This window comes from Cellulomonas sp. McL0606 (assembly GCF_058248365.1).
On the sequence record NZ_CM177779.1, the window covers coordinates 1,319,895 to 1,339,109 of the forward strand.

General features: G+C 72.8%; 18 protein-coding genes and 2 pseudogenes. 14 read left to right on the forward strand and 6 right to left on the reverse strand.

Translation table 11 applies throughout. The annotated features are described in order from the left end of the window. Positions 1-9 precede the first annotated feature (9 nt). The 3 genes from AC38ZX_RS06690 to AC38ZX_RS06700 all read left to right on the forward strand — a co-directional run bounded on the left by AC38ZX_RS06690 (position 10) and on the right by AC38ZX_RS06700 (position 2,796). Positions 10-663, forward strand: a complete 654-nt coding sequence (locus AC38ZX_RS06690) for a response regulator transcription factor (protein WP_491296788.1) — start codon at positions 10-12, stop codon at positions 661-663. A gap of 84 nt (positions 664-747) precedes the next feature. Continuing rightward, a complete protein-coding gene (locus AC38ZX_RS06695; RefSeq protein WP_491296789.1) occupies positions 748-2,043 on the forward strand; it encodes a sensor histidine kinase in 1,296 nt (431 codons plus the stop codon). A 132-nt stretch (positions 2,044-2,175) separates the two neighbouring features. Next, a complete protein-coding gene (locus tag AC38ZX_RS06700; protein ID WP_491296790.1) occupies positions 2,176-2,796 on the forward strand; it encodes a DnaJ family domain-containing protein in 621 nt (206 codons plus the stop codon). Between the two features lie 43 nt (positions 2,797-2,839). Here the strand turns inward: AC38ZX_RS06700 and AC38ZX_RS06705 are convergent, their stop codons facing one another. Then, positions 2,840-3,064: a hypothetical protein gene (locus AC38ZX_RS06705; RefSeq protein WP_426595076.1), complete on the reverse strand. Its 225-nt coding sequence runs from the start codon at positions 3,062-3,064 to the stop codon at positions 2,840-2,842. Positions 3,065-3,169: 105 nt separating this feature from the next. After that, positions 3,170-4,498, reverse strand: a complete 1,329-nt coding sequence (locus AC38ZX_RS06710) for a YciI family protein (protein WP_491296792.1) — start codon at positions 4,496-4,498, stop codon at positions 3,170-3,172. 270 nt (positions 4,499-4,768) lie between these two features. On the opposite strand from AC38ZX_RS06710, the gene AC38ZX_RS06715 reads away from it, so the two are divergent. Continuing rightward, the gene (locus AC38ZX_RS06715; RefSeq protein WP_491296793.1) at positions 4,769-5,536 is read left to right on the forward strand and encodes a DUF72 domain-containing protein; all 768 of its coding nucleotides are present in this window, start codon (positions 4,769-4,771) and stop codon (positions 5,534-5,536) included. A gap of 44 nt (positions 5,537-5,580) precedes the next feature. Here the strand turns inward: AC38ZX_RS06715 and AC38ZX_RS06720 are convergent, their stop codons facing one another. Continuing rightward, a complete protein-coding gene (locus AC38ZX_RS06720) occupies positions 5,581-5,949 on the reverse strand; it encodes an RNA-binding S4 domain-containing protein (RefSeq protein WP_426595080.1) in 369 nt (122 codons plus the stop codon). A gap of 144 nt (positions 5,950-6,093) precedes the next feature. Here AC38ZX_RS06720 and AC38ZX_RS06725 point away from each other — a divergent pair, with 144 nt between their 5' ends. The 4 genes from AC38ZX_RS06725 to AC38ZX_RS06740 all read left to right on the forward strand — a co-directional run bounded on the left by AC38ZX_RS06725 (position 6,094) and on the right by AC38ZX_RS06740 (position 9,478). After that, entirely contained in the window at positions 6,094-6,465 is a 372-nt protein-coding gene (locus AC38ZX_RS06725) for a hypothetical protein (protein WP_491296794.1), read from the forward strand. After that, the gene (locus tag AC38ZX_RS06730; RefSeq protein ID WP_491296795.1) at positions 6,455-6,808 is read left to right on the forward strand and encodes a hypothetical protein; all 354 of its coding nucleotides are present in this window, start codon (positions 6,455-6,457) and stop codon (positions 6,806-6,808) included. Before AC38ZX_RS06725 ends, AC38ZX_RS06730 begins: the two co-directional genes overlap by 11 nt. Positions 6,809-7,175: 367 nt before the next feature. Then, positions 7,176-8,846 carry a sensor histidine kinase gene (locus AC38ZX_RS06735; RefSeq protein ID WP_491296796.1) on the forward strand — a complete coding sequence of 557 codons (1,671 nt, stop codon included), beginning with the start codon at positions 7,176-7,178 and terminating at the stop codon, positions 8,844-8,846. After that, the gene (locus tag AC38ZX_RS06740) at positions 8,843-9,478 is read left to right on the forward strand and encodes a response regulator transcription factor (protein ID WP_491296797.1); all 636 of its coding nucleotides are present in this window, start codon (positions 8,843-8,845) and stop codon (positions 9,476-9,478) included. Before AC38ZX_RS06735 ends, AC38ZX_RS06740 begins: the two co-directional genes overlap by 4 nt. Here AC38ZX_RS06740 and pgi read toward each other — a convergent pair. Beyond that, a pseudogene (pgi, locus tag AC38ZX_RS06745) lies at positions 9,450-11,119 on the reverse strand (glucose-6-phosphate isomerase). The gene AC38ZX_RS06740 and the pseudogene pgi sit on opposite strands and share 29 nt — an antisense overlap. Positions 11,120-11,252: 133 nt before the next feature. Between pgi and AC38ZX_RS06750 the strand changes: the two are divergent. From AC38ZX_RS06750 to AC38ZX_RS06760, 3 genes are all read left to right on the forward strand, one after another. Beyond that, positions 11,253-11,570 (forward strand): hypothetical protein, encoded by a 318-nt coding sequence (locus AC38ZX_RS06750; protein WP_426595085.1) that lies wholly within the window; start codon positions 11,253-11,255, stop codon positions 11,568-11,570. A gap of 127 nt (positions 11,571-11,697) precedes the next feature. Next, entirely contained in the window at positions 11,698-12,249 is a 552-nt protein-coding gene (locus tag AC38ZX_RS06755; protein WP_491296798.1) for a PfkB family carbohydrate kinase, read from the forward strand. A gap of 127 nt (positions 12,250-12,376) precedes the next feature. Continuing rightward, positions 12,377-12,727, forward strand: coding sequence for a PfkB family carbohydrate kinase (locus tag AC38ZX_RS06760; protein ID WP_491296799.1), 351 nt, complete (start codon positions 12,377-12,379; stop codon positions 12,725-12,727). Positions 12,728-12,783: 56 nt separating this feature from the next. On the opposite strand, the gene AC38ZX_RS06765 is transcribed toward AC38ZX_RS06760, so the two are convergent. Continuing rightward, positions 12,784-13,179 carry a hypothetical protein gene (locus AC38ZX_RS06765; protein WP_491296800.1) on the reverse strand — a complete coding sequence of 132 codons (396 nt, stop codon included), beginning with the start codon at positions 13,177-13,179 and terminating at the stop codon, positions 12,784-12,786. A gap of 271 nt (positions 13,180-13,450) precedes the next feature. Here AC38ZX_RS06765 and AC38ZX_RS06770 point away from each other — a divergent pair, with 271 nt between their 5' ends. Beyond that, positions 13,451-15,130, forward strand: coding sequence for an HNH endonuclease signature motif containing protein (locus tag AC38ZX_RS06770; RefSeq protein ID WP_491296801.1), 1,680 nt, complete (start codon positions 13,451-13,453; stop codon positions 15,128-15,130). Positions 15,131-15,166: 36 nt separating this feature from the next. Here the strand turns inward: AC38ZX_RS06770 and AC38ZX_RS06775 are convergent, their stop codons facing one another. Beyond that, entirely contained in the window at positions 15,167-16,225 is a 1,059-nt protein-coding gene (locus tag AC38ZX_RS06775; RefSeq protein WP_491296802.1) for an LLM class flavin-dependent oxidoreductase, read from the reverse strand. A 221-nt stretch (positions 16,226-16,446) separates the two neighbouring features. On the opposite strand from AC38ZX_RS06775, the pseudogene AC38ZX_RS06780 reads away from it, so the two are divergent. Further along, a pseudogene (locus tag AC38ZX_RS06780) lies at positions 16,447-17,624 on the forward strand (ROK family transcriptional regulator). Positions 17,625-17,710: 86 nt separating this feature from the next. Then, complete coding sequence (locus tag AC38ZX_RS06785; protein ID WP_491296803.1) at positions 17,711-19,051, forward strand: extracellular solute-binding protein; 1,341 nt, start codon at positions 17,711-17,713, stop codon at positions 19,049-19,051. The last annotated feature ends 164 nt before the right edge of the window (positions 19,052-19,215 follow it).

Below are 19,215 nucleotides of genomic sequence, written 5' to 3' on the forward strand. Positions count from 1 at the left end.
GCTCGCGACATGCGGGTTCTCGTGGTCGACGACGAGCGTGGGCTGGTGCGCGCGCTCAAGCGCGGCCTCACCGCCGAGGGCTTCGCGGTGGACGTCGCGCTCGACGGGGACGCGGGCCTCGAGCTCGCTACCAACAACGACTACGACGCGATCGTGCTCGACGTGATGCTGCCGCGGCGCAACGGCTACGACGTGGTGACGGAGCTGCGCGCGCGGGACGTCTGGACACCCGTGCTCATGCTGAGCGCCAAGGACGGCGAGTACGACGTGGCCGACGGGCTGGACGTGGGTGCCGACGACTACCTGACCAAGCCGTTCGCCTTCGTCGTGCTGGTCAGCCGCCTGCGTGCCCTGTTGCGCCGGCAGGCGCAGGTGCGTCCGCCCGTCCTCACGGTCGGCGAGCTGGCGCTCGACCCGTCCACCCGACGCGTCACCCGCGCGGGCGAGACCGTGCCGATGACCACCCGTGAGGTGGCCCTGCTCGAGTACCTCATGCACCACGCCGACCGGGTCGTCGGCAAGGTCGAGCTGCGCGACCACGTGTGGGACGGCGACGGCGACGACCTGAACGTGGTCGAGGTCTACGTGTCGTACCTGCGGCGCAAGCTCGGCCGGTCCGCGGTCGAGACGGTCCGCGGCGCCGGGTACCGCGTTGCCGGCTGAGCGGGCTGCGCGAACGGGACGGGTCGGTGCCCGCTGATGGGTCCCCGTCGGCACGAGCATCCCTGGCACGGTCCGTCGCTGCGGATGCGCCTGACGCTCATCGCCTCGGGTGCCTTGTTCGTCGCGCTGGTGGTCGGGGCGTTCGCGCTGACCACGGTGCTGAGCCGCACCCGCCTCGAGGCCCTGGACACGGTGGTCCGAGAGCGGGTGGCGACGATCGCCGCGCTCGCGCAGGACGACCGCCTGCCAGCGGCGCTGCCCGTGGCGGAGCCGGGGGAGATCGCGCAGCTGCTGGACGCGGACGGCGCCGTGCTCGCGACATCGCCGAACGCCAGCCGGACCCTGCCCGTCGTCCCCCTCGACGCGCTCCACGTCGGCCCGGGCACGACCGTCGGCGGGACCAGCGCCAGCGCCTACGACGACGAGGCCAGGATCGCGGTCCGGTCGGCGACCTACCGCGGCGACCCGGTGACCGTGGTCGCGACCGTCCCCGTCACCGAGGTGCGCAGCGTGCTCGACGCGTTGCGCCTCGGCCTGGTCGTCGTCGTTCCCCTGCTGACCTGCGCGCTGGCTCTGGTCGTCTGGCTGATCCTCGGGCGCGCGCTGCGTCCGGTCGAGGAGCTGCGCCGGGGCGCGGCGCTGGTCGCCTCGACGGGCGGCCCCGGCTCGTTGCCCGTGCCTCGCAGGGACGACGAGCTGGGCGCCCTGGCGCGGACGCTGAACTCGATGCTCGACCGGCTCGAGGCGGGTGCCGCGCGGCAGCGCAGGTTCGTCGCCGACGCCGCGCACGAGCTGCGTTCCCCGCTGGCCACGCTGCGCGCGAGCACCGAGGTGGCGCGCCTGCACCCGGACTCCTACGACACGGCCGAGCTCGCGGGCGACCTGGAGGCCGAGGTGCTGCGGATGCAGGCGCTGGTCGACGACCTCCTGCTCCTGGCCCGGGTGGGCTCGGCGCCCTCGGAGCGCGCGTCCGTGGACCTCGCGGCGGTTGTGCGGGACGTGGTGCCGACGACGGCGGGCGGTCTCGTGGTGACGGGCTCGGGCCGTGCGTTCGCGGGGGAGGCCGCCGTCGGACGGGTGGTGCGCAACCTCGTCGACAACGCCGTGCGGCACGCCGCGGCACAGGTGACGGTCACCGTCGCCGACGGGCTCGTCCAGGTCGACGACGACGGCGCCGGGCTCGCCGAGCAGGACCACGAGCGGGTGTTCGAGCGGTTCGTGCGGCTGGACGACGCGCGCGAGCGCGACGCGGGCGGCAGCGGGCTCGGCCTGTCGATCGCGCGTGAGGTCGCGCGCGAGCAGGGCGGCGACATCACGCTCGCCCGGTCACCCCTCGGCGGGCTGCGCGCCGAGCTGCGGCTGCCCGCGGACTCGCCCTGACGCCGGCCGGGACCCGGTTTCGGCAAGGCGACGTCGGGGACGCCCGTCGCCACCCGGTTCCGGCGAGCCGACGCCGTGCGGTGCGTCGGGGCCTCGTCGTACCGTGGTCCGACGAACCGCCGGAGGTGACCGATGCGCGAGACCGACCCGACCCGGGATGCAGGGGTGCGCGACGTCTCCCTCGCCGTGTCGCGGTACGTGGTCGACCGGGACGCGGAGCGGGACCGCGAGGCGGCGGACGACGAGCCCGACCAGACCGACGAGGCCGACCAGGCGACAGATGATCGGCCGCCCGGCGGGCCCACGCCGATGGCCGGTCGGATGCAGTTCCGGGCGGCCTGGGTGGACCGCGTGGTCGACCAGGCGATCGCGCGCGGGGAGTTCGACAACCTGCCGCTGGCCGGCAAGCCCATCCCCGGCATCGGGGCGCACCACGATCCCGACTGGTGGCTCAAGGCGCTCATCGAGCGCGAGCAGATCTCCGGCGTGCTGCCGGAGGCCATCCAGCTGCGCAAGGACGACGCGTCGCTCGACGAGCGGCTGGACGGGCTGCGCGCCGAGGCGGGCGTGCGCGGGGCACTGGCCGAGTTCAACGCGCGGATCGTCGCGGCCCGGCGTCAGCTGATGGGCGGACCGCCCGTCGTGACGCCGTTGCGGGACGTCGAGCGCGAGGTCGCCGCCTGGCGGGCGCGCCGAGCAGTGCCCGAGCCCGCGCCGAAGGCGGAGCCCCGGCGCCGCTCCTGGTGGCGCTGAAGCCTGCGGGCGTGCCGGCCTTGAGGCCTGCTGGCGGTGGGGCCTACTCGCGGTCCTCGAGCGCCGGCAGGATCGTCGTCGGGATGGCGAACGCGAGCCCGATGACCAGGATGCCGGCGACGAACAGCCAGGCGCCCCACGTGTAGTTGAACGCGATGGTGAACAGCGCCAGCCCGGCGAGGAACAGGATCATCGGGAACACGAACGAGATGGCGCGTCCGGGGGACTTCGTCTCGTCCTCACGATGCTGGAAGAGGGGCTGGCTCACTTCGACCTCCGGGTCCGTCCGCACGCTCGACTGCTCTGCGACTGAGGCCAGCCTAGTCACGCGCGTGGGGGTCGGGGTGCCCGACGCGGGCACCCCGACGACGCGTCAGTCGGTCCACTTCCAGAACGGGCGCACCTCGAGAGTGCCGAACCGGGCCATCGGGTGGTCGGCGGCGACCGCGACTGCCTCGTCGAGATCGACGCACTCGAGCAGGTCGAACCCGGCGATCTGCTCCTGCGTCTCCACGAACGGCCCCTCCGTCACCAGGAGCTTCCCGGAGCGCACGCGGACCGTCCGCCCGTCCTCCGGTGCCTGCAACCGGTCGCCCTCGCGCCGCCGCCCGGCGGCGTCGTTCGTCGTGACCCACGCCTCGATGGTGTCCTCGTCGGGCACGTAGGTCTCGGCGGCGGGATCGTTCCAGACGAGCATCAGGAACTGCATGGTGTCCTCCAGTTGGGGTCGTCGACCAGATCCTTCACCGCCACGACGGAGCCGCGCACCCGGGATCGACACTCCGCGACGACGAGTTCTCAGCGCATCGGTCGGGCGCGCGGCGCACGGTGGCCGTACCGGGGCGCCGACGACGTCATGGTGAGCCTCGATCAGGCGGACGACCCGTTGGCGCTGGCCCGCCCACGGGGCGAGCAGCTCGAGCATGCCGGCGTCGTCCGTCCGGCGGCCCGTGAGCGCCCACCCGACCAGGTGCGCCAGGTGGAAGTCGCCGACCGAGACGGCGTCGGCGTCGCCGAGCGCCCGCGACGAGACCTCGGCGACCGTCCACGGGCCGACGCCCTGCACCGTGCGCAGCCGCCGGTAGGCCTCGGTGATCGGCAGGTTGACGGACTCCTGCAGGCGACGCGCCACGGTGGCGGCGCGCGCGATCGTCCCGGCGCGCTGCTGGTCGACGCCGGCGCGCCGCCAGTCCCACACCGGGATGCTTCGCCAGCCAGATGCGTCGGGCGGCACGCGCAGGGTCGTCGGACCGGGTCCCGGCGCGGGGGTCCCGTGCTGGCGCACCAGCGCCCGGTACGCGGCCTGGGCGTCGAGGCCCACCACCTTCTGCTCGAGGATCGCCGGGACGAGTGCCTCGAGCACGTTGTTCGAGCGCGGGATGCGCAGGCCCGGGAGGCGTCGGTGCGCGTCGTGGACCACCGGGTGCAGTCGCGAGTCGAACCCGGAGTCGTCGTCGCGAGAGCCCAGCAGCTCCGGCGTCTGCGCGAGCGCGAGTTCGGCACCCGGGCCCCAGGTGGTCACGTGCACGCCGTCGGCGCGCTGCCGCAGGTGCCGGGTGGCCGGTCCGTCCGGCGTCCGGGTGGCCTGCCAGATGCTCCCGTCGGCCGCGTACGACCAGGCCGGGTCGCCGCCGCCGCGCCGCAGCGCACGCAGGGTCAGGCGGAGGTCGAGGGGGAGGGCCGGGCGGTAGACGGTCGTCAACGGCGCGACAGTGGGTTCGTCCGGCGTCGGGGTGCGCGGCTCCGCCGGGTCGGCGACGGATGCGGCGGAGCTGCACCCGCCCAGTGTGCGCCGTCTTCGGGTCGTCGATCGTGGCTCGTCGGAAAGGAGGCGTTCCGTCGGTGGCGCAGGGCAGGATGCCCGCATGACGATCCGCACCGGCATCTCGGGCTGGCGGTACCCGCCGTGGCGCGGTGCGTTCTACCCGACGACGCTGCCGCAGCGCAGTGGCTCGAGTACGCGTCGAGCCGGTTGACGTCGATCGAGATCAACGGCTCGTTCTACGCGCTGCAGAAGCCGGAGAACTTCCAGACGTGGTCCGCCCAGACGCCCGACGGTTTCGTGTTCTCCGTCAAGGCGCCCCGGTTCATCACGCACATGAAGAAGCTCGCCGACGTGCGCACGCCGGTGGCCAACTTCCTCGCCAGCGGGCTGCTCGCCCTCGGTCCGAAGCTGGGTCCGCTGCTCTGGCAGCTGCCGCCGAACCTCGGCTACGACCCCGCCCGCCTCACGACGTTCTTCGACCTGCTGCCGCGCACGACCGGTGCGGCCGTCGAGCTCGCGACGACACACGACGAGCGCCTGGACGGCCGCGCGTGGACGACCACCGACGAGGACCGGCCGCTGCGCCATGTCGTCGAGGTCCGGCACGCGACGTTCGAGAACACCGAGTTCGTCGATCTCATGCGTGAGCACGGGATCGGCATCGTGATCGCCGACGCCGACGGGCGCTGGCCGGTGATCGAGGACGTCACCTCGGACCTCGTCTACCTGCGGCTGCACGGCGACGAGGAGCTCTACGCGAGCGGGTACGACGACGCGTCGCTGGACCGCTGGGCGGCGCGGGTGCGGGTCTGGGCCGCGGGCGGCGAGCCCGCGGACGCGAAGCGGCTGGGTCCGGCGGCCGAGCAGGTGGCCGGCCGGGACGTGTTCGTCTACTTCGACAACGACACCAAGGTCCGCGCCCCGCACGACTCGATGGCGCTCGCGGCGCGGTTGGGGATCGGGCCCACGGTCTGACGGGTCCTCTGCCCGACCGGCCCGCGACTGGCGGCGTCGCCCGCTCAGTGGCCGCGGAGGCGCTCGATCAGGCGGCGGTCGCGCTTGGTCGGTCGGCCGGCGCCGCGGTCGCGGGTGCCCGCGGCGATGTGCTCCTTGGGCGGCGGTGCGGGGGACCGGTCGAGGTAGCAGGCGACCGCGACGGGGGCGCCGACGCGCTTCACGACGGTCCGCTGCACGACGACGATCCGCTCGCGCTCGCCCCCGCGGACGTGCACCTCGTCGCCCGGCACCACCATCGTCGCGGGTTTGGCGCGCTCACCGTTCACGCGGACGTGCCCGGCCTTGCAGGCGGCGCCGGCCGCCGACCTCGTCGGGAAGAGGCGGACCGCCCAGGTCCAGGCGTCCACCCGCGCACGCGTCACCTCGCTCACGGTCCGACCCTCTCACGCGTGGTCGCCGGGAGAACTTCCCGGCCGCCGCGGGAGCCCGTGCCGTATCGGCTGGGAAACCGGTCCGGCCACGCTCGGTGGAGCGGGCACCGATCGGTGCCTGACGACGCAGACGGAGGCAGTCCCATGTCCAGCACGCAGACGCACCTGCAGGAGATGCCCAGCCCGACCGCGACCACGACGGGCACCGCAGCCCTGTGGCGGATCCTGGCGGCGCTGGCGATCGCACACGTGCTCGTGATGTTCGGCAGCTTCGGGCTGCAGAAGGTCGCCCCGCTCGGCGCGCCGCGCGACGTCGTGATCGCCGACCACGTCACGCATGCGGCGCCGCGCGGGCTGGCCGGCCTCTGCCTGACGCTCGCAGCGTTCCTGCTCCTCCTCGTCGCGGCGACGCTGCTCGGGCGGCTGCTGCGCGGCACCACGGGAGCTGTCGGGCTGGCTGGCGTCGACGATCGCGGCCGCGGGCGCCGTGTACGTGGGGATCAGCGTGGTCGGTGAGCTGGCGCCGCTCGCGGCGGCCCTGTACGGCGGCCAGCACGGTGCGGGCGTCGACGTGGTCGTGGCCCTCGTCCAGCTGCACTGGTTCGCGCTGTACGGCGCGACGGGCGTGCTCGGCGTGTTCACGCTCGCCGTGGCCGGTGCGGTCCTGGCGACCCGGGCCCTGCCGCGGTGGGTCGCGTGGACCGGCCTCGTCGTCGGCGCGGTCTGCCTCGCCGGGGTACCGGGTGCGGGCGCCGGCCTCGCCGACACGGCGACCGCGGTGTGGTCGGTGTGGTTCGTCGGGCTGGGCGTGGCGGCGGCCCGTGCACCACGCGCGGGGCGCGTGCCGGCCGCGGCGTGAGGCCGTTGCCTCGGGCAGGCGGAGCGAGGACGATGACGCCCGTGGAGCCGGCGGTCTCGCGCAGGATGACGGTCGCGGTGGTCACCGCGGCCGTCGTCGCCTCGGCCGCGGGCCTGGTCTGGTCGCTCTGGGCGGCCGGCTCGACGGACGGTCCGTTGCTCGACGCGGTCCTCGGCGCCGCCGTCGTCGCCGCGCTGACCGTGACGGGCGCCGTCGTCGCGTTCTCGCGGCCCGCCAACCGGGTCGGCTGGACGATGCTCGCGGCGGGGACGCTCTGGGCGCTCGGCGACGCGGGCGTCGATGTCGCCCGGACCGCGTTCAGTCTCACCCGGGCGGCGCCGTCTCGACGCTGGCGGTCGCGGGCTCGGTGGCGCGGGGGATCGCCTGGTGGCTGGTCGTCCTGGGCCTGCCGCTCTGGTTCCCCGACGGCCGGCTGGCGGGTCCGCGCTGGCGCTGGGTGTCGCAGGGGTTCGTCGCCGTCGTCGTCGCCTCGGCGGTCGGGACGCTCTTCGCCGCCGACGCGAACCTCGTCGGGCTCGACGGCTGGCGCAACCCGCTCGCCCTGCCGGACGCGCTGCAGCCGATCAGCGCCCTGCTCTCCCTCGGTTCGTTGGCCGGGGCCGTCGTCGTGACCGTCGGGTCCGTACGGCAGCTCGTGGCGCGGTGGCGGGTGGGGGACGCGTTGCGTCGGCAGCAGCTGCGGCTGTTCGTCGGCGCGGCGGCCCTGCCGGTCGTCGTCGGGCCCATCGCCCTGCTCACGGGCGCGGGCGGCTGGCTGTTCGACGTCGCCGCGCTGCCGTTGCCGTTCGCGGTCGCGTTCGCCGTGCTGGCACGGGGGCTCTACGACCTGCGCACGGCGGTGAACCGCACCCTCGTCTGGGTCGTGCTGTCGGGGACGGTGGCCGGGTTCTACGCCCTGGTCCTGGTGGGCGTGGGCGCCCGGTTCGATGTCAGCGACGCCGCCTGGCTGCCGTGGCTGGCCGCCGCCGTGGTCGCGGTGACGTTCGCCCCGCTGCGAGACGGCCTGCAGCGGGCGGTCAACCGGGTCACGTTCGGCCGCTGGGACGACCCGTACGCGGTGCTCTCGAGCCTCGGGCGGACGCTCGAGGCGTCCGCCGGGACCGACGCCGTGCTGCACGAGGTCGTGGTCGAGCTGGGCACCCTCGGGCTCGACCGGGTCGAGATCCTCGACGCCCAGCAGCGCTCCTTGGCTGGGGAGCCCGGGGGAGCGCTCGACGTTCCGCTCGTCGCCTACGGACGACCGGTCGGCACGTTGCGCTACCGCCCGCCGGTCTCGCCGCTGCGCGCCCGGGACCGGCGCCTGCTGGACGACCTCGCCCGCCAGCTCGGGGGCGTGCTGCACGCGCGCGCTCTCACCGACGACGTGCGAGCCGCGCTCGAACGTCTGGTGCTGGCGCGCGAGGAGGAGCGTCGTCGGCTGCGTCGCGACCTGCACGACGGGCTCGGTCCCGCGCTCGCCGGTCACCTGCTGAGGCTCGACGTGATCGCCGCCGAGGTGCCCACGGGATCGCCGCTCGCCGACGACGTGGCGGCGCTGCGCGACGACGTACGCGCGACCGTGCTCGACGTGCGGCGGGTGGTCGAGGGGCTGCGGCCGCCGGCGCTCGACGAGCTCGGGCTCGGCGGCGCGTTGGAGCAGGCCGGTCGTCGGCTCACGCTGGGCACGGGTGTGGTGCTGCGGGTCGACGTCGCGGCCGTGGGCCCGCTGCCCGCGGCCGTCGAGGTGGCCGCGTTCCGGATCGCGGCCGAGGCGATGACCAACGTGGTGCGGCACGCCGAGGCGCACGAGTGCGTGGTGCTCGTGGACCGGGTCGGCGAGCAGGTGCGGCTCCAGGTCCGCGACGACGGCCGGGGTCTCGGCTCGCCGACGCCGGGGAGCGGGCTGCACACGATGCGGGAGCGGGCCGAGGAGCTGGGCGGTCGGCTGACGGTCGCGACCGGGCCGGAGGGCACGACGATCACCGCTCTGCTGGGCGTCGGCGCGGTCCCCACCCTCGAACCGGTCGGTGGCGCATGAGGGTCCTGGTCGTGGACGACCACCCGGTGTTCCGGGACGGGCTGGTCGCCCTGCTGCGCACCCTGCCGGACGTGGAGGTCGCCGGCCTGGCCGGCGACGGCGAGACGGCCGTCGAGCTGGTGGCCGCCGGCGGCGTCGACGTGGTGCTCATGGATCTCAACCTGCCCGGCCGGTCGGGGATCGCAGCGACGGCCGCGATCGTGGAGTTGCCCGACCCACCTGCGGTGCTCGTCGTGACGATGGTGGACGACGACGGAGCCGTGGCGAGCGCGCTGCGCGCCGGCGCCCGGGGCTACCTGCTCAAGGGGTCGACGGGCCAGCAGATCGCCGACGCCGTGCGGACGGTCGCCGGCGGGGGCGTCGTCCTGGGGCCGGGCGTCGCGACCTACCTGCTCACCGCGCCGACGCCCACCGCCGACCCCGACGGGCTGACCGTCCGGGAGCGGGAGATCCTGTCGCTGCTCGCCGAGGGGGCCAGCAACGCGCAGATCGCCCGGACGCTCGGGCTGAGCCTCAAGACCGTCCAGAACTACACCTCGCGCGTGCTGGCCAAGCTCCAGGTGGCCGACCGGACCCAGGCGGCGCTGCGGGCGCGCGGCCCGCTCAGTCCCGGAACTCCAGGTACTTCGTGATCAGGGCCTTGGTCGACGGGTCCTGGGCGGTCAGTGCGGCGGCGTCGCCCTGGACGGCCGGCGCGACCTCGAGCGCGGCTTCTCGCCCAGCTCGACGCCCCACTGGTCGAACGAGTCGATACCCCACACCACGCCCTGGACGAACGTGATGTGCTCGTAGAGCGCGATCAGCTGACCGAGCACCGACGGCGTGAGCGCAGCGGCGAGGATCGAGGTGGTCGGGCGGTTCCCCGAGAACACGCGCGCGGGCACGATCGCCTCGGCCGTCCCCTCGGCGCGCACCTCGTCGGCGGTCTTGCCGAAGGCCAGGGCCTTGGTCTGCGCGAAGAAGTTGGCCAGGAACAGGCCGTGCACGTCGACGCCGCCGTCGGTGAGCGGGTGGGCCGGGTTGGCGACCGCGATGAAGTCCGCCGGGATGAGCCGGGTGCCCTGGTGGATCAGCTGGTAGAACGCGTGCTGGCCGTTGGTGCCGGGCTCGCCCCAGAACACCTCGCCCGTGGAGGTGGTGACGGGGGTGCCGTCCCAGCGGACCGACTTGCCGTTCGACTCCATCGTCAGCTGCTGCAGGTAGGCGGGGAAGCGGTGCAGGTACTGGGCGTACGGCAGTACCGCGTGCGTGTGGGCGCCGAGGAAGTTGACGTACCAGACGTTGAGCAGGCCCATCAGGACGGGCACGTTCTGCGCGAACGGCGTGCTCGCCAGATGGGTGTCGACCGCGTGGAAGCCGGCCAGGAAGTCGCGGAACCCGTCGGGGCCGATGGCGATCGCGAGCGACGTGCCGATGGTCGAGTCGACCGAGTAGCGGCCACCCACCCAGTCCCAGAAGCCGAACGCGTTGGCCGGGTCGATGCCGAACGCGGCGACCTTGTCCAGCGCGGTCGAGACGGCGACGAAGTGCTTGGCGACGGCGGCGTTGCGCGAGGCGTCGTCGTCGGCGGTGCCCAGCGTCTCCCAGAGCCAGGCGCGCGCGAGGCGGGCGTTGGTGAGCGTCTCGAGGGTGCCGAAGGTCTTGGACGCGACGATGAACAGGGTGGTCGCCGGGTTCAGACCCTTGACCTTCTCGGCCAGGTCCGTCGGGTCGATGTTGGAGACGAATCGCACCTCGAGGCCGGCCTGCACGTAGGGCTTGAGCGCCTCGTACGCCATGACCGGCCCGAGGTCCGAGCCGCCGATGCCGATGTTCACGACGGTGGCGACCCGCTCACCCGTGACGCCCGTCCACGCGCCGGAGCGCACCTGGTCGGCGAACGCGTACATCTTGGTCAGCTCGGCTTGTACATCCGTGTCGACCTGCTGGCCGTCGACGACGAGCACCGGAGTCGTGCCTGCCGGCCGACGCAGCGCGGTGTGCAGGACGGCTCGGTCCTCGGTGACGTTGATGTGCTCGCCGCGCAGCTGGGCGGCGATGCGGTCGGCCAGCCCGACCTCGTCGGCGAGCCGGAGCAGCAGGGCGACCGTCTCGTCGGTGACCAGGTTCTTCGACAGGTCCACCGTGAGGTCGGCCAGCGAGAACGTCAGGCGCGTCGCGCGCTCGGCATCCGCGGCGAACCAGGCGCGCAGGTCGGGCGACAGCGTCGACTCGTGCTCGCTCAGCTCCTGCCAGGCGGTGGTGGCGGTGGCGTCGACGGGGGGCGTAGGCACGGTGGTTCCCTCTCTGCGGTGCGATTCCCCGGCCGGTCGTGGTCGCGACGCCGGGTCGGGTCCAACCTATTGCGCGGGCCAGGGGTGCCGCACGGGCGTCCGACACTGGACGGCGATGTCTAGGGTGTGCGTCATGTCTCGCGTCCCCACCGCCGTCCTCGCCGGACTGACCCTCGTGGTCGGCTTCGCCGTCGCGCAGGCCACCGGAGTGCGCGCTCTCGGCGGCGTCGTGCTGCTCGCGGGCGTGGCCTGGTGCGTCGTCCGTTCGCGGTCGGCGGGCTGGTGGCGGCTGTCGGCGGTGGTGCTGGCGGGCCTCGTCTGCTTCGTCGCGTCGCACCTGCTGGCCCCGGTCGTCGGTGCCTGGCCCTCGGTGATCCTCGTGGGGCTCGTGCTGGCGGGCGTGACCTACCCTCTCGTCGACAAGCCGCGCTCGTTGTCGGTCGCCGTCTAGGAAGCTCGTCGACGAGGGTGCGTCGACCCGGTGAAACGACTCCTCGGTCCGGTGGCGACTGCTGACAGGTCGCCGCAGCGCCCGCGGGCCTCGTCGGTCCGCGTCGTCGTCGGCCAGGATGTCCTCCATGGCCTCCCACCTCGTCTGCTGCGGGCTCGCGACACTGGACGTCGTCCAGGTGGTGGATCGCATCCCAGGGCCGAACGAAGCCGTCGCGCACGAGCTGACGGCGACGTTCGGAGGTCCGGCGGCCAACGCGGCGGCCACGGCGGTCGCGCTCGGGGTGCGGACGGTGCTCGTCACCGCGCTCGGCAGCGGCCCGGTCGCCGACCTCGTTCGCGCCGGCCTCGTCGCCGCGGGGGTCGAGGTGGTGGATCTGCTCGAGGGTGTGCACGGAGCGTCACCTGCGGTGTCCACGGTGCTGGTGACGCGAGCGACCGGCGAGCGCGCAGTCGTCTCCGTCAACGCGACGGGGGTGCCGGACCTGGCCGAGGCGGCGTCGCGCGCCGCGGTCGTCCTAGAGGGTGCCGGCGCCCTGCTCGTCGACGGCCATCACCTCGCGGCCGCGCAGGCGCTCGCCGAGGCTGCGCGCGCACCCGTCCTGCTCGACGGCGGCAGCTGGAAGCCCGGGCTCGAGCTTGCTGCTGAGACACGTCGACCACGCGGTCCTGTCGAGTGACTTCGCGATCCCCGACGACCTTGCGTCTCCTGCAGACTTCGCGGTGCCAGGGGGAGGCGCGCTGGGCGTCGACAGGGAGAGGGCGGCAGATCCAGCCGCTACGCGGGTCGCCGCGGTTCACCGGTCGATGGCTCCGGGCGATGAGGCTGCTCCGGCAGACGCCACTCCAACCCCCGAGACCCCGGGCCTGCTCGACGCCGTGGCCGCTTTCGGCCCACGGACCGTCGCCCGCTCGACCGGCCCCGGTCCGGTGCGCGTCCGGCTCGCCGGGCCGCCGGTCGAGCGGTTCGAGATCGTGCCGCCGTTGGTCGCCGTCGAGGACGTCGTCGACTCGCTGGGTGCCGGCGACGTCCTGCACGGCGCGATCGCCGCGTCGCTCGCGCGCGGCGTGGAGATCGGCGACGCCATCCGCGACGGCGTGCAGCGTGCCTCGGAGTCCGTGCGCCATGCGGGTGCGCTCGGGTGGGTCGCGGGCTGAGCCCGCAGGACGTTCGGTCGCTCGGTCGACGTGCGCTCTGCCTGGGGGGCTGAGGTTCAGCCGTCGAACCTTGTCCTTGACGTGTTCATGCGGTCGGTGTGGGCCTGGATCACAGTGAGCAACGGCTGAAAGCTCTCTCGACCCATCGCGAGAAACGTGCACCGCTCGTCGAACTTGTCGACGAACGTCGCACGCCGGTCGTCGAGGTTGGCTACGACGGTGCGGTCCCAGGGGCTCGACCAGGCGGGACCGTGCAGCAGCGACGTGCCGGGGAGCATGCCCGACGCGCGCCCGAACATCTTCAACGGCTGGCGGATGTCGACGTAGATGGCGGTCTCGTCGGCCCACGCGACAGCCAGCGGGTAGGTGACGCGAAACCGGAAGAGGCCGCGTCCGAGGATGACGGCGCCAATGACTCGTCGCGTCGCCGACCGGCCCTGCTGGTCCTCCATCACGTGCCTCCCGTGTCACGACGCTACCGCGACCGGTCCCGTCGGGGTGCAGGCATTCTTACTGTGGACGGCTGTGCATTGTTTGGGGGCTGTGGACGGCTCGAACGCTTTCTCTTCATGGAACAGCGCCATGCGGCCGGCGCAGAGTGCTTGTCCAGGTCACCGCCAGCGGAGATCCCGACTCTCAGGAGAGTGCGTGTCAGTGGTGGGGTGAATGCTGGCGGCAAGCGGAATTCACGGGAAATGCCCGGGTACGTCAGAGGGGGAATGCGTGGTGACATTCGATTTTTTGCCGGCCGACTCCGTGCAGGGCGCTCTCGCCGCGGTCGCGGAGGCGGTCGATCGGCTGGCGGCTCTCACTGACCCGGCCGCACCGTCGCGCGTGGAGGGAGCCGAGGCGGCGTCCGTCGTGACCGGCGCGCTGGCACTCGCCGGACGACTGTCGGCCGTCGCCGCGGGGGCGATCCCGGTCGTGGAGGCCGACGGGTGGTGGTCGCTGCAGGGCTCGAGGTCGGTGACGTCGTGGGTCGCTGCGAACGGCCGCCTGTCGCACGGACAGGCCGCCCGGCTCGTCGGGCTGGGCAGGGCGCTTCGCGACGACCTGCCGGCGACCGCGGTCGACGCGGTCTCGGGAGCGGTAAGCATCGAGGCCGCGCACCTGCTGGCGGCCGTGGCCAACACACCGGCCCGGAAGGCGGCTCTGGCTACGACTCTGCAGGACTGTGGCGAGGCGTTCCTCGTCGAGCACGCCCGTGCACTGACCGTGGGCCAGCTGCGCATCCTCGCCCGTCGGTGGGCCGCGCACGCCGACCCGGAGTCCGACGAGCGCGGCTATCGCGAGGCGTCCGAGCGCGAGTTCCTCGACCTCGCGAACACGACCGACGGCTGGCATGTGAGCGGGTTCCTCACCACCGACCACGGTCACGCCCTGACCGCAGCCCTCGACGCGCTCGCGGGCCGCTCCGCCGACCAGGCCGGCCAACCCGCGGGCCGCCGACGCGCCAATGCCCTGAACAACGTCGTCCGGACCGTGCTGGACCGCGACCTGACCGGCAGCACGGGCGACCACCGCCCCCAGATCACGGTGGTGACGGACCTGGCGACGCTCACCCGAGCGCTGGGCATGGACGAGTCGGACGGCCCGGTGACAAGACAGGCGGCCAGCTCAGTTCTGGCTCCAGATGTCGATGCAGAGGAGGGGGCGATGAGGGCCGCCGATCCCGTCGCATCGGGTATGCGAGATGCCCCGGCATCTGACGTCGCGGCGCCGCGCGGATGCGCGGGAGAATCGCCGCCTGGCTTGTTCGACGAGAGTCACGACGCCGTGCTGCCAAGCGTCGTCGTTGAGTACATGGGCGATCGAGCAGGTCCCCTCGAGGTCACCGCCGATCGATCTGGCTCCCCGGGAGCGGTCGGCGGGGAGGTTGGAGTGGACGTCGCGGATGGCCGCGGTCACTCCGTCGCGGAAAGCGTGAGGGGTGACGGGGTGTCCTTTGCGGACGTCGCGAACGGTGGCGGGGACTCTGTCGTCGAGATCGAGCGGTTCGCCGTTGCCGAGCTCGTCGGCACAGGTCCGATCCCGGACTCGGTGCTCGCGCGCCTGGCGTGCGACAGCCAGATCACGCGCGTCGTGTTCGGACCGGATTCGGTCGTGCTCAACGTCGGGCGGGCCGAGCGGACGTACACGGGGGCCAAGCGTCGAGCGATCATCGCGCGGGACGAGCGGTGCCGATTCCCGGGCTGCTCCGCACCGCCGGGGATGTCGGAGGTGCACCACACCGAGCACTGGCTCCGCGACCACGGCGAGACCGACGTCCGCACGGGCGTGCTCACCTGCTGGTATCACCACGCGCTGATCCACGAACGGGGGATCGAGGTGCGGCGGGGTGCGGACGGGAGGTGGACCTTTCGCGATCGCCGCGGCCGCGAACTGGTCGGGCCGATCGGCTGACGGCTGGCAACGGTCCCCGATCGAGCCGAGGTCGATTCAGGCCGTGCCGAGCGCCTCGCGGACCAGGGGAGCGATCTTGGTGCCCAGCACCTCGATCGACTTCAAAGACTCGAGCTGCGGCACTCCGGACAGGTCCATCTGGAACGACTGGCGGTCGTGGTGCAGCACCTCGTGCAGCGCGACGATCCGCTCGGCGATCTGCTCGGGCTCCCCGACGAAGTAGGCGCCGCCGCGTGCAGCCTGCGACTCGAACGAGATCCGGTTGGGCATCGAGAACCCGCGCTCGGCGGAGATCCGGCGCATGGACTCGTGCCAGAAGGGGTAGAAGAAGTCGCGCGCGGCCTTGGCGTCCTCGGCGAAGTAGCCCATGCCGGCCACCGAGACGAACCGGCTCGACCCGTCGTGCCCGGACTGTTCGTGGGCCCGGCGGTACAGGTCGACGAGCGGGGCGAACGACGCCGGCTGGCCGCCGATGATCGCGTAGCTGATGGGCAGCCCGAGCATGCCTGCCCGCACCGAGGACTGGGGGTTGCCGCCGGTCGCCACGGCGACGGTCAGGTGCTGTCCGCGGCCCGGGTGGTCGAACGGCCGGGGGAGGACCAGCGCGTCGTCGAGCGGCGGCCGGAACCGACCCGACCACGTCACGCGCTCGGCGTCGTCGATCCGCAGCAGCAGCTGGATCTTCTCGTCGTACAGCTCGTCGTAGTCGTCGAGCGAGGCGCCGAACAGCGGGTACGACTCGATGAACGACCCACGGCCGGCGAGCAGCTCGACGCGCCCCTGCGAGAGCAGGTCCATGGTCGCGAACTGCTGGTAGACCCGGACCGGGTCCTCGGTCGACAGGACGGTGACGGCGCTGCCGACGGTGATCCTGGACGTCTGCGCGAGGGCCGCCGCGATGACGGTCGAGGGCGACGAGATGGCGTAGTCGGGCCGATGGTGCTCGCCGATCCCGACGTAGTCGAGGCCCACTTCCTCGACCAGGCGGACGCGCTCGAGGACGTCGCGGATGCGCTGTCCCGGGCTGGTGACCTCGCCGGTCACGGGGTTGGGGTGGACGTCGCCGAACGTGTACATCCCGAGTTCCATGCTCATGCAAACGCATGCACCGCCGCGGCTGTTCCCGCAGGTGAACGGGGATCCGGAAGGTATCGCTGCAGGTCAGGGGCGTGGTCAGGCACGGGCGCGGCCCGTCGGCGTGTGAGCGTTAACCGAAAGTCATCCCACGAAACGCTCGTGTGAACGTCCGGTCACGATGTGATCACGGTCACCGAAGTGACTTGACGTCGATTAGTAAGGAAGGTCTACTAACAAACGTGACAGCGACAACGCAGCCGCCCGCCGCGGCCCGGGGAGTTGGTCGGGCCCTGCGCCCGACCGGCAAGGTGCTCCCCGAGCACGCACGGGCGCACAACCGGTCGCTGGTGCTCGCTCACCTCTTCCACATCGGTCCGGCGTCGCGTGCCGACATCGCTCGCAGCACTGGTCTGACCCGCGTCACGGTCTCCGGTCTGGTGGCCGACCTGATCGCCGAGGGACTCGTCGAGGAGCTCGGCGTGCGCGTCGAGGGCAAGGTCGGCAAGCCGGCCACGCTGGTCGGCATGCGCACCGAGGCGTTCCAGATCGTCGCCGTCGACCTGACCGACGACTCGCGCCTGCTCGGCGCCGTGATGACCCTCGTCGGCGACGTGGTCGCCCGCCGCTCGGTCGCCCTCGAAGGGCGGACGGGCGAGGCCGCCGCCGTGCTGGTCGAGGAGCTGAGCCGGGATCTGCTCGCCGCCGCGACCCGCCCGGTCATCGGCGTCGGCATCGCGTCCCCGGGGGTCATCGACCTCGACGGCACGGTCGTCCAGGCCCCCAACCGTGGCTGGTACGGCCTTCCGCTGGCGGCCCGGCTCACGGAGTTCCTCGGCGTTCCGGTGCACGTCGCCAACGACGCCAACACCCGCGCCCTCGGCGAGTTCACGTACGGCGCGGCGGCCGGCTCGGGCTGCATGGTCGTCACCATCGGCCAGGGTGTGGGCGCCGGGATGGTCGTGGACGGCGCCCTCGTCCTCGGTCGGCACCACGCAGCAGGCGAGATCGGCCACGTGACCGTCGTCGACGGAGACGCGCGTGACGAACCCCCGCTGGAGTGCGCCTGCGGCCGCTCCGGCTGCCTCGAGACCGTGCTGAGCGTGCCGGCCCTGCGCCGCCGCACCGCGGGACTCACCCCTGAAGAGTCCGACGCCGCACTGGCGTCGGTCGGACGGTTGCTGGGCATCGCCCTGGCACCCGTCGTCAGTGCCCTCGACCTCGCCGAGGTCCTGCTCTCCGGTCCGCCGGGGAGCTGCTGGACGGACCTCTGCGGGACGCGGCGCTCACCACCGTCCGCGCGCGGACCATGCCTGTCATCGGGCACGGACTCGCCATGCGGATGGGATCCCTCGACGAGGACGGGGCTCTCGCTGGTGCGGCAGTCCTCGTTCTGTCGGGCCGGCTGGGGGTCTCGTGACGACCCCCAGCCGGCCCACTGCAGTCGGAAGAAACCCCCGGCGACGCCGCTCGGCGATCGTCTCGCTCACGGGAGGAAACCCCAACGTGAAGATCCTACGTTTCGCGGCCGTCGGCGTGGCGGCAGCGCTCACGCTCGCCGCCTGCGGCAACTCCAACGACAGCTCGTCGTCGGACACGCCCTCGGCAAGCAAGGCGCCCGAGGCTGCCACCATCAAGCTCTGGCTCAACGGCACGGACACCCCGGACGCCCTGCGCCAGTACCTCACGACGACCTTCGCGGCCCAGAACCCCGGCTCGACGCTCGTCATCGAGCAGCAGGACTGGACCGGCCTGGTCCCGCGCCTGCAGACCGCCCTCGCGTCGGCCGACCAGACGCCGGACGTCGTCGAGATCGGCAACACGCAGTCGCCGACCTTCACCTATGCCGGTGCGTTCGCCGACATCACTGACATGAAGGCCGAGCTGGGTGGCGACAAGCTGCTCCCCGGCTTCGTCGAGGCCGGTAGCGCGGACGGCAAGTTCTACGCCGCTCCGTACTACTCCGGTGCGCGCGCCGTCTTCTACAACAAGGACGCGTTCGCCGCCGCCGGCGTCGAGGTGCCCACCACGCTCGCCGACTTCACCACGGTCGCCAAGAAGCTGCAGGCGGCCAACCCCTCCGGTTCCGGCTTCTGGCTGCCCGGCCAGGACTGGTACAACGGCGCGTCGTGGCTGTACACCAACGGCGGCGACTTCGCCGTCAAGGACGGCGACAAGTGGAAGGGCGCCCTCGAGGACCCGAAGTCGCTGAAGGGTCTGGAGCAGGTCCAGGACCTGTTCAAGAACGCGACGAAGGCTCCGGCCGACGCCAACTCCGACCAGCCCTGGGTTCCGTTCAACGCCGGCCAGGCCGCGATGTTCTCGGCGCCCACCTGGGCCCGCTGGAGCATCGACCTGCCGCAGTGCAACAAGGGTGTTGCCAAGGACGACGTCTCTGACGCCGCCAAGGCTGCCCTGAAGGAGCAGCAGGCCTGCAACGAGGAGCACACCGGTGTCTTCCCGCTGCCGGGCATCGAGGCCGGCTCTTACGCCACGGGCTTCGCCGGTGGCTCGAACATCGCGATCGGCGCCAAGTCGCAGCACAAGGAGCTGGCCCAGAACCTGCTGAAGATCATCTTCTCGGCGGACTTCCAGAACATGCTCGGCAAGAACGGCCTCATCCCCGGCAACTCCGCGTACGCGGCCTCGATGGGTGACGACGTCTACGCGAAGGCCGCTGTGGCCGCCGCACTCAACGCGAAGCTCACGCCGGCCGCCGAGAACTGGGCCACCGTCGAGGGCAACCGCACGCTGGAGGACTTCTTCCAGCAGATCGCCTCGGGCGCCGACATCAAGACTGCTGCCGCCACCGCGGACAAGCAGATCGCGGACGCGCTCAACAACTGATCACCTCGGCTGGTCACCCCCTCCGTCGAGGAGGTGACCAGCCGGGCCGAACACCCCACACGCAGCACACACCACTGCTGTACTGATCATCGGTCGTCGTTCGTGCACCGAGCGGACGCCACCTGATCCGGGTGCGGTCGGGCCTGCCGACGCAGGCGGGTCCG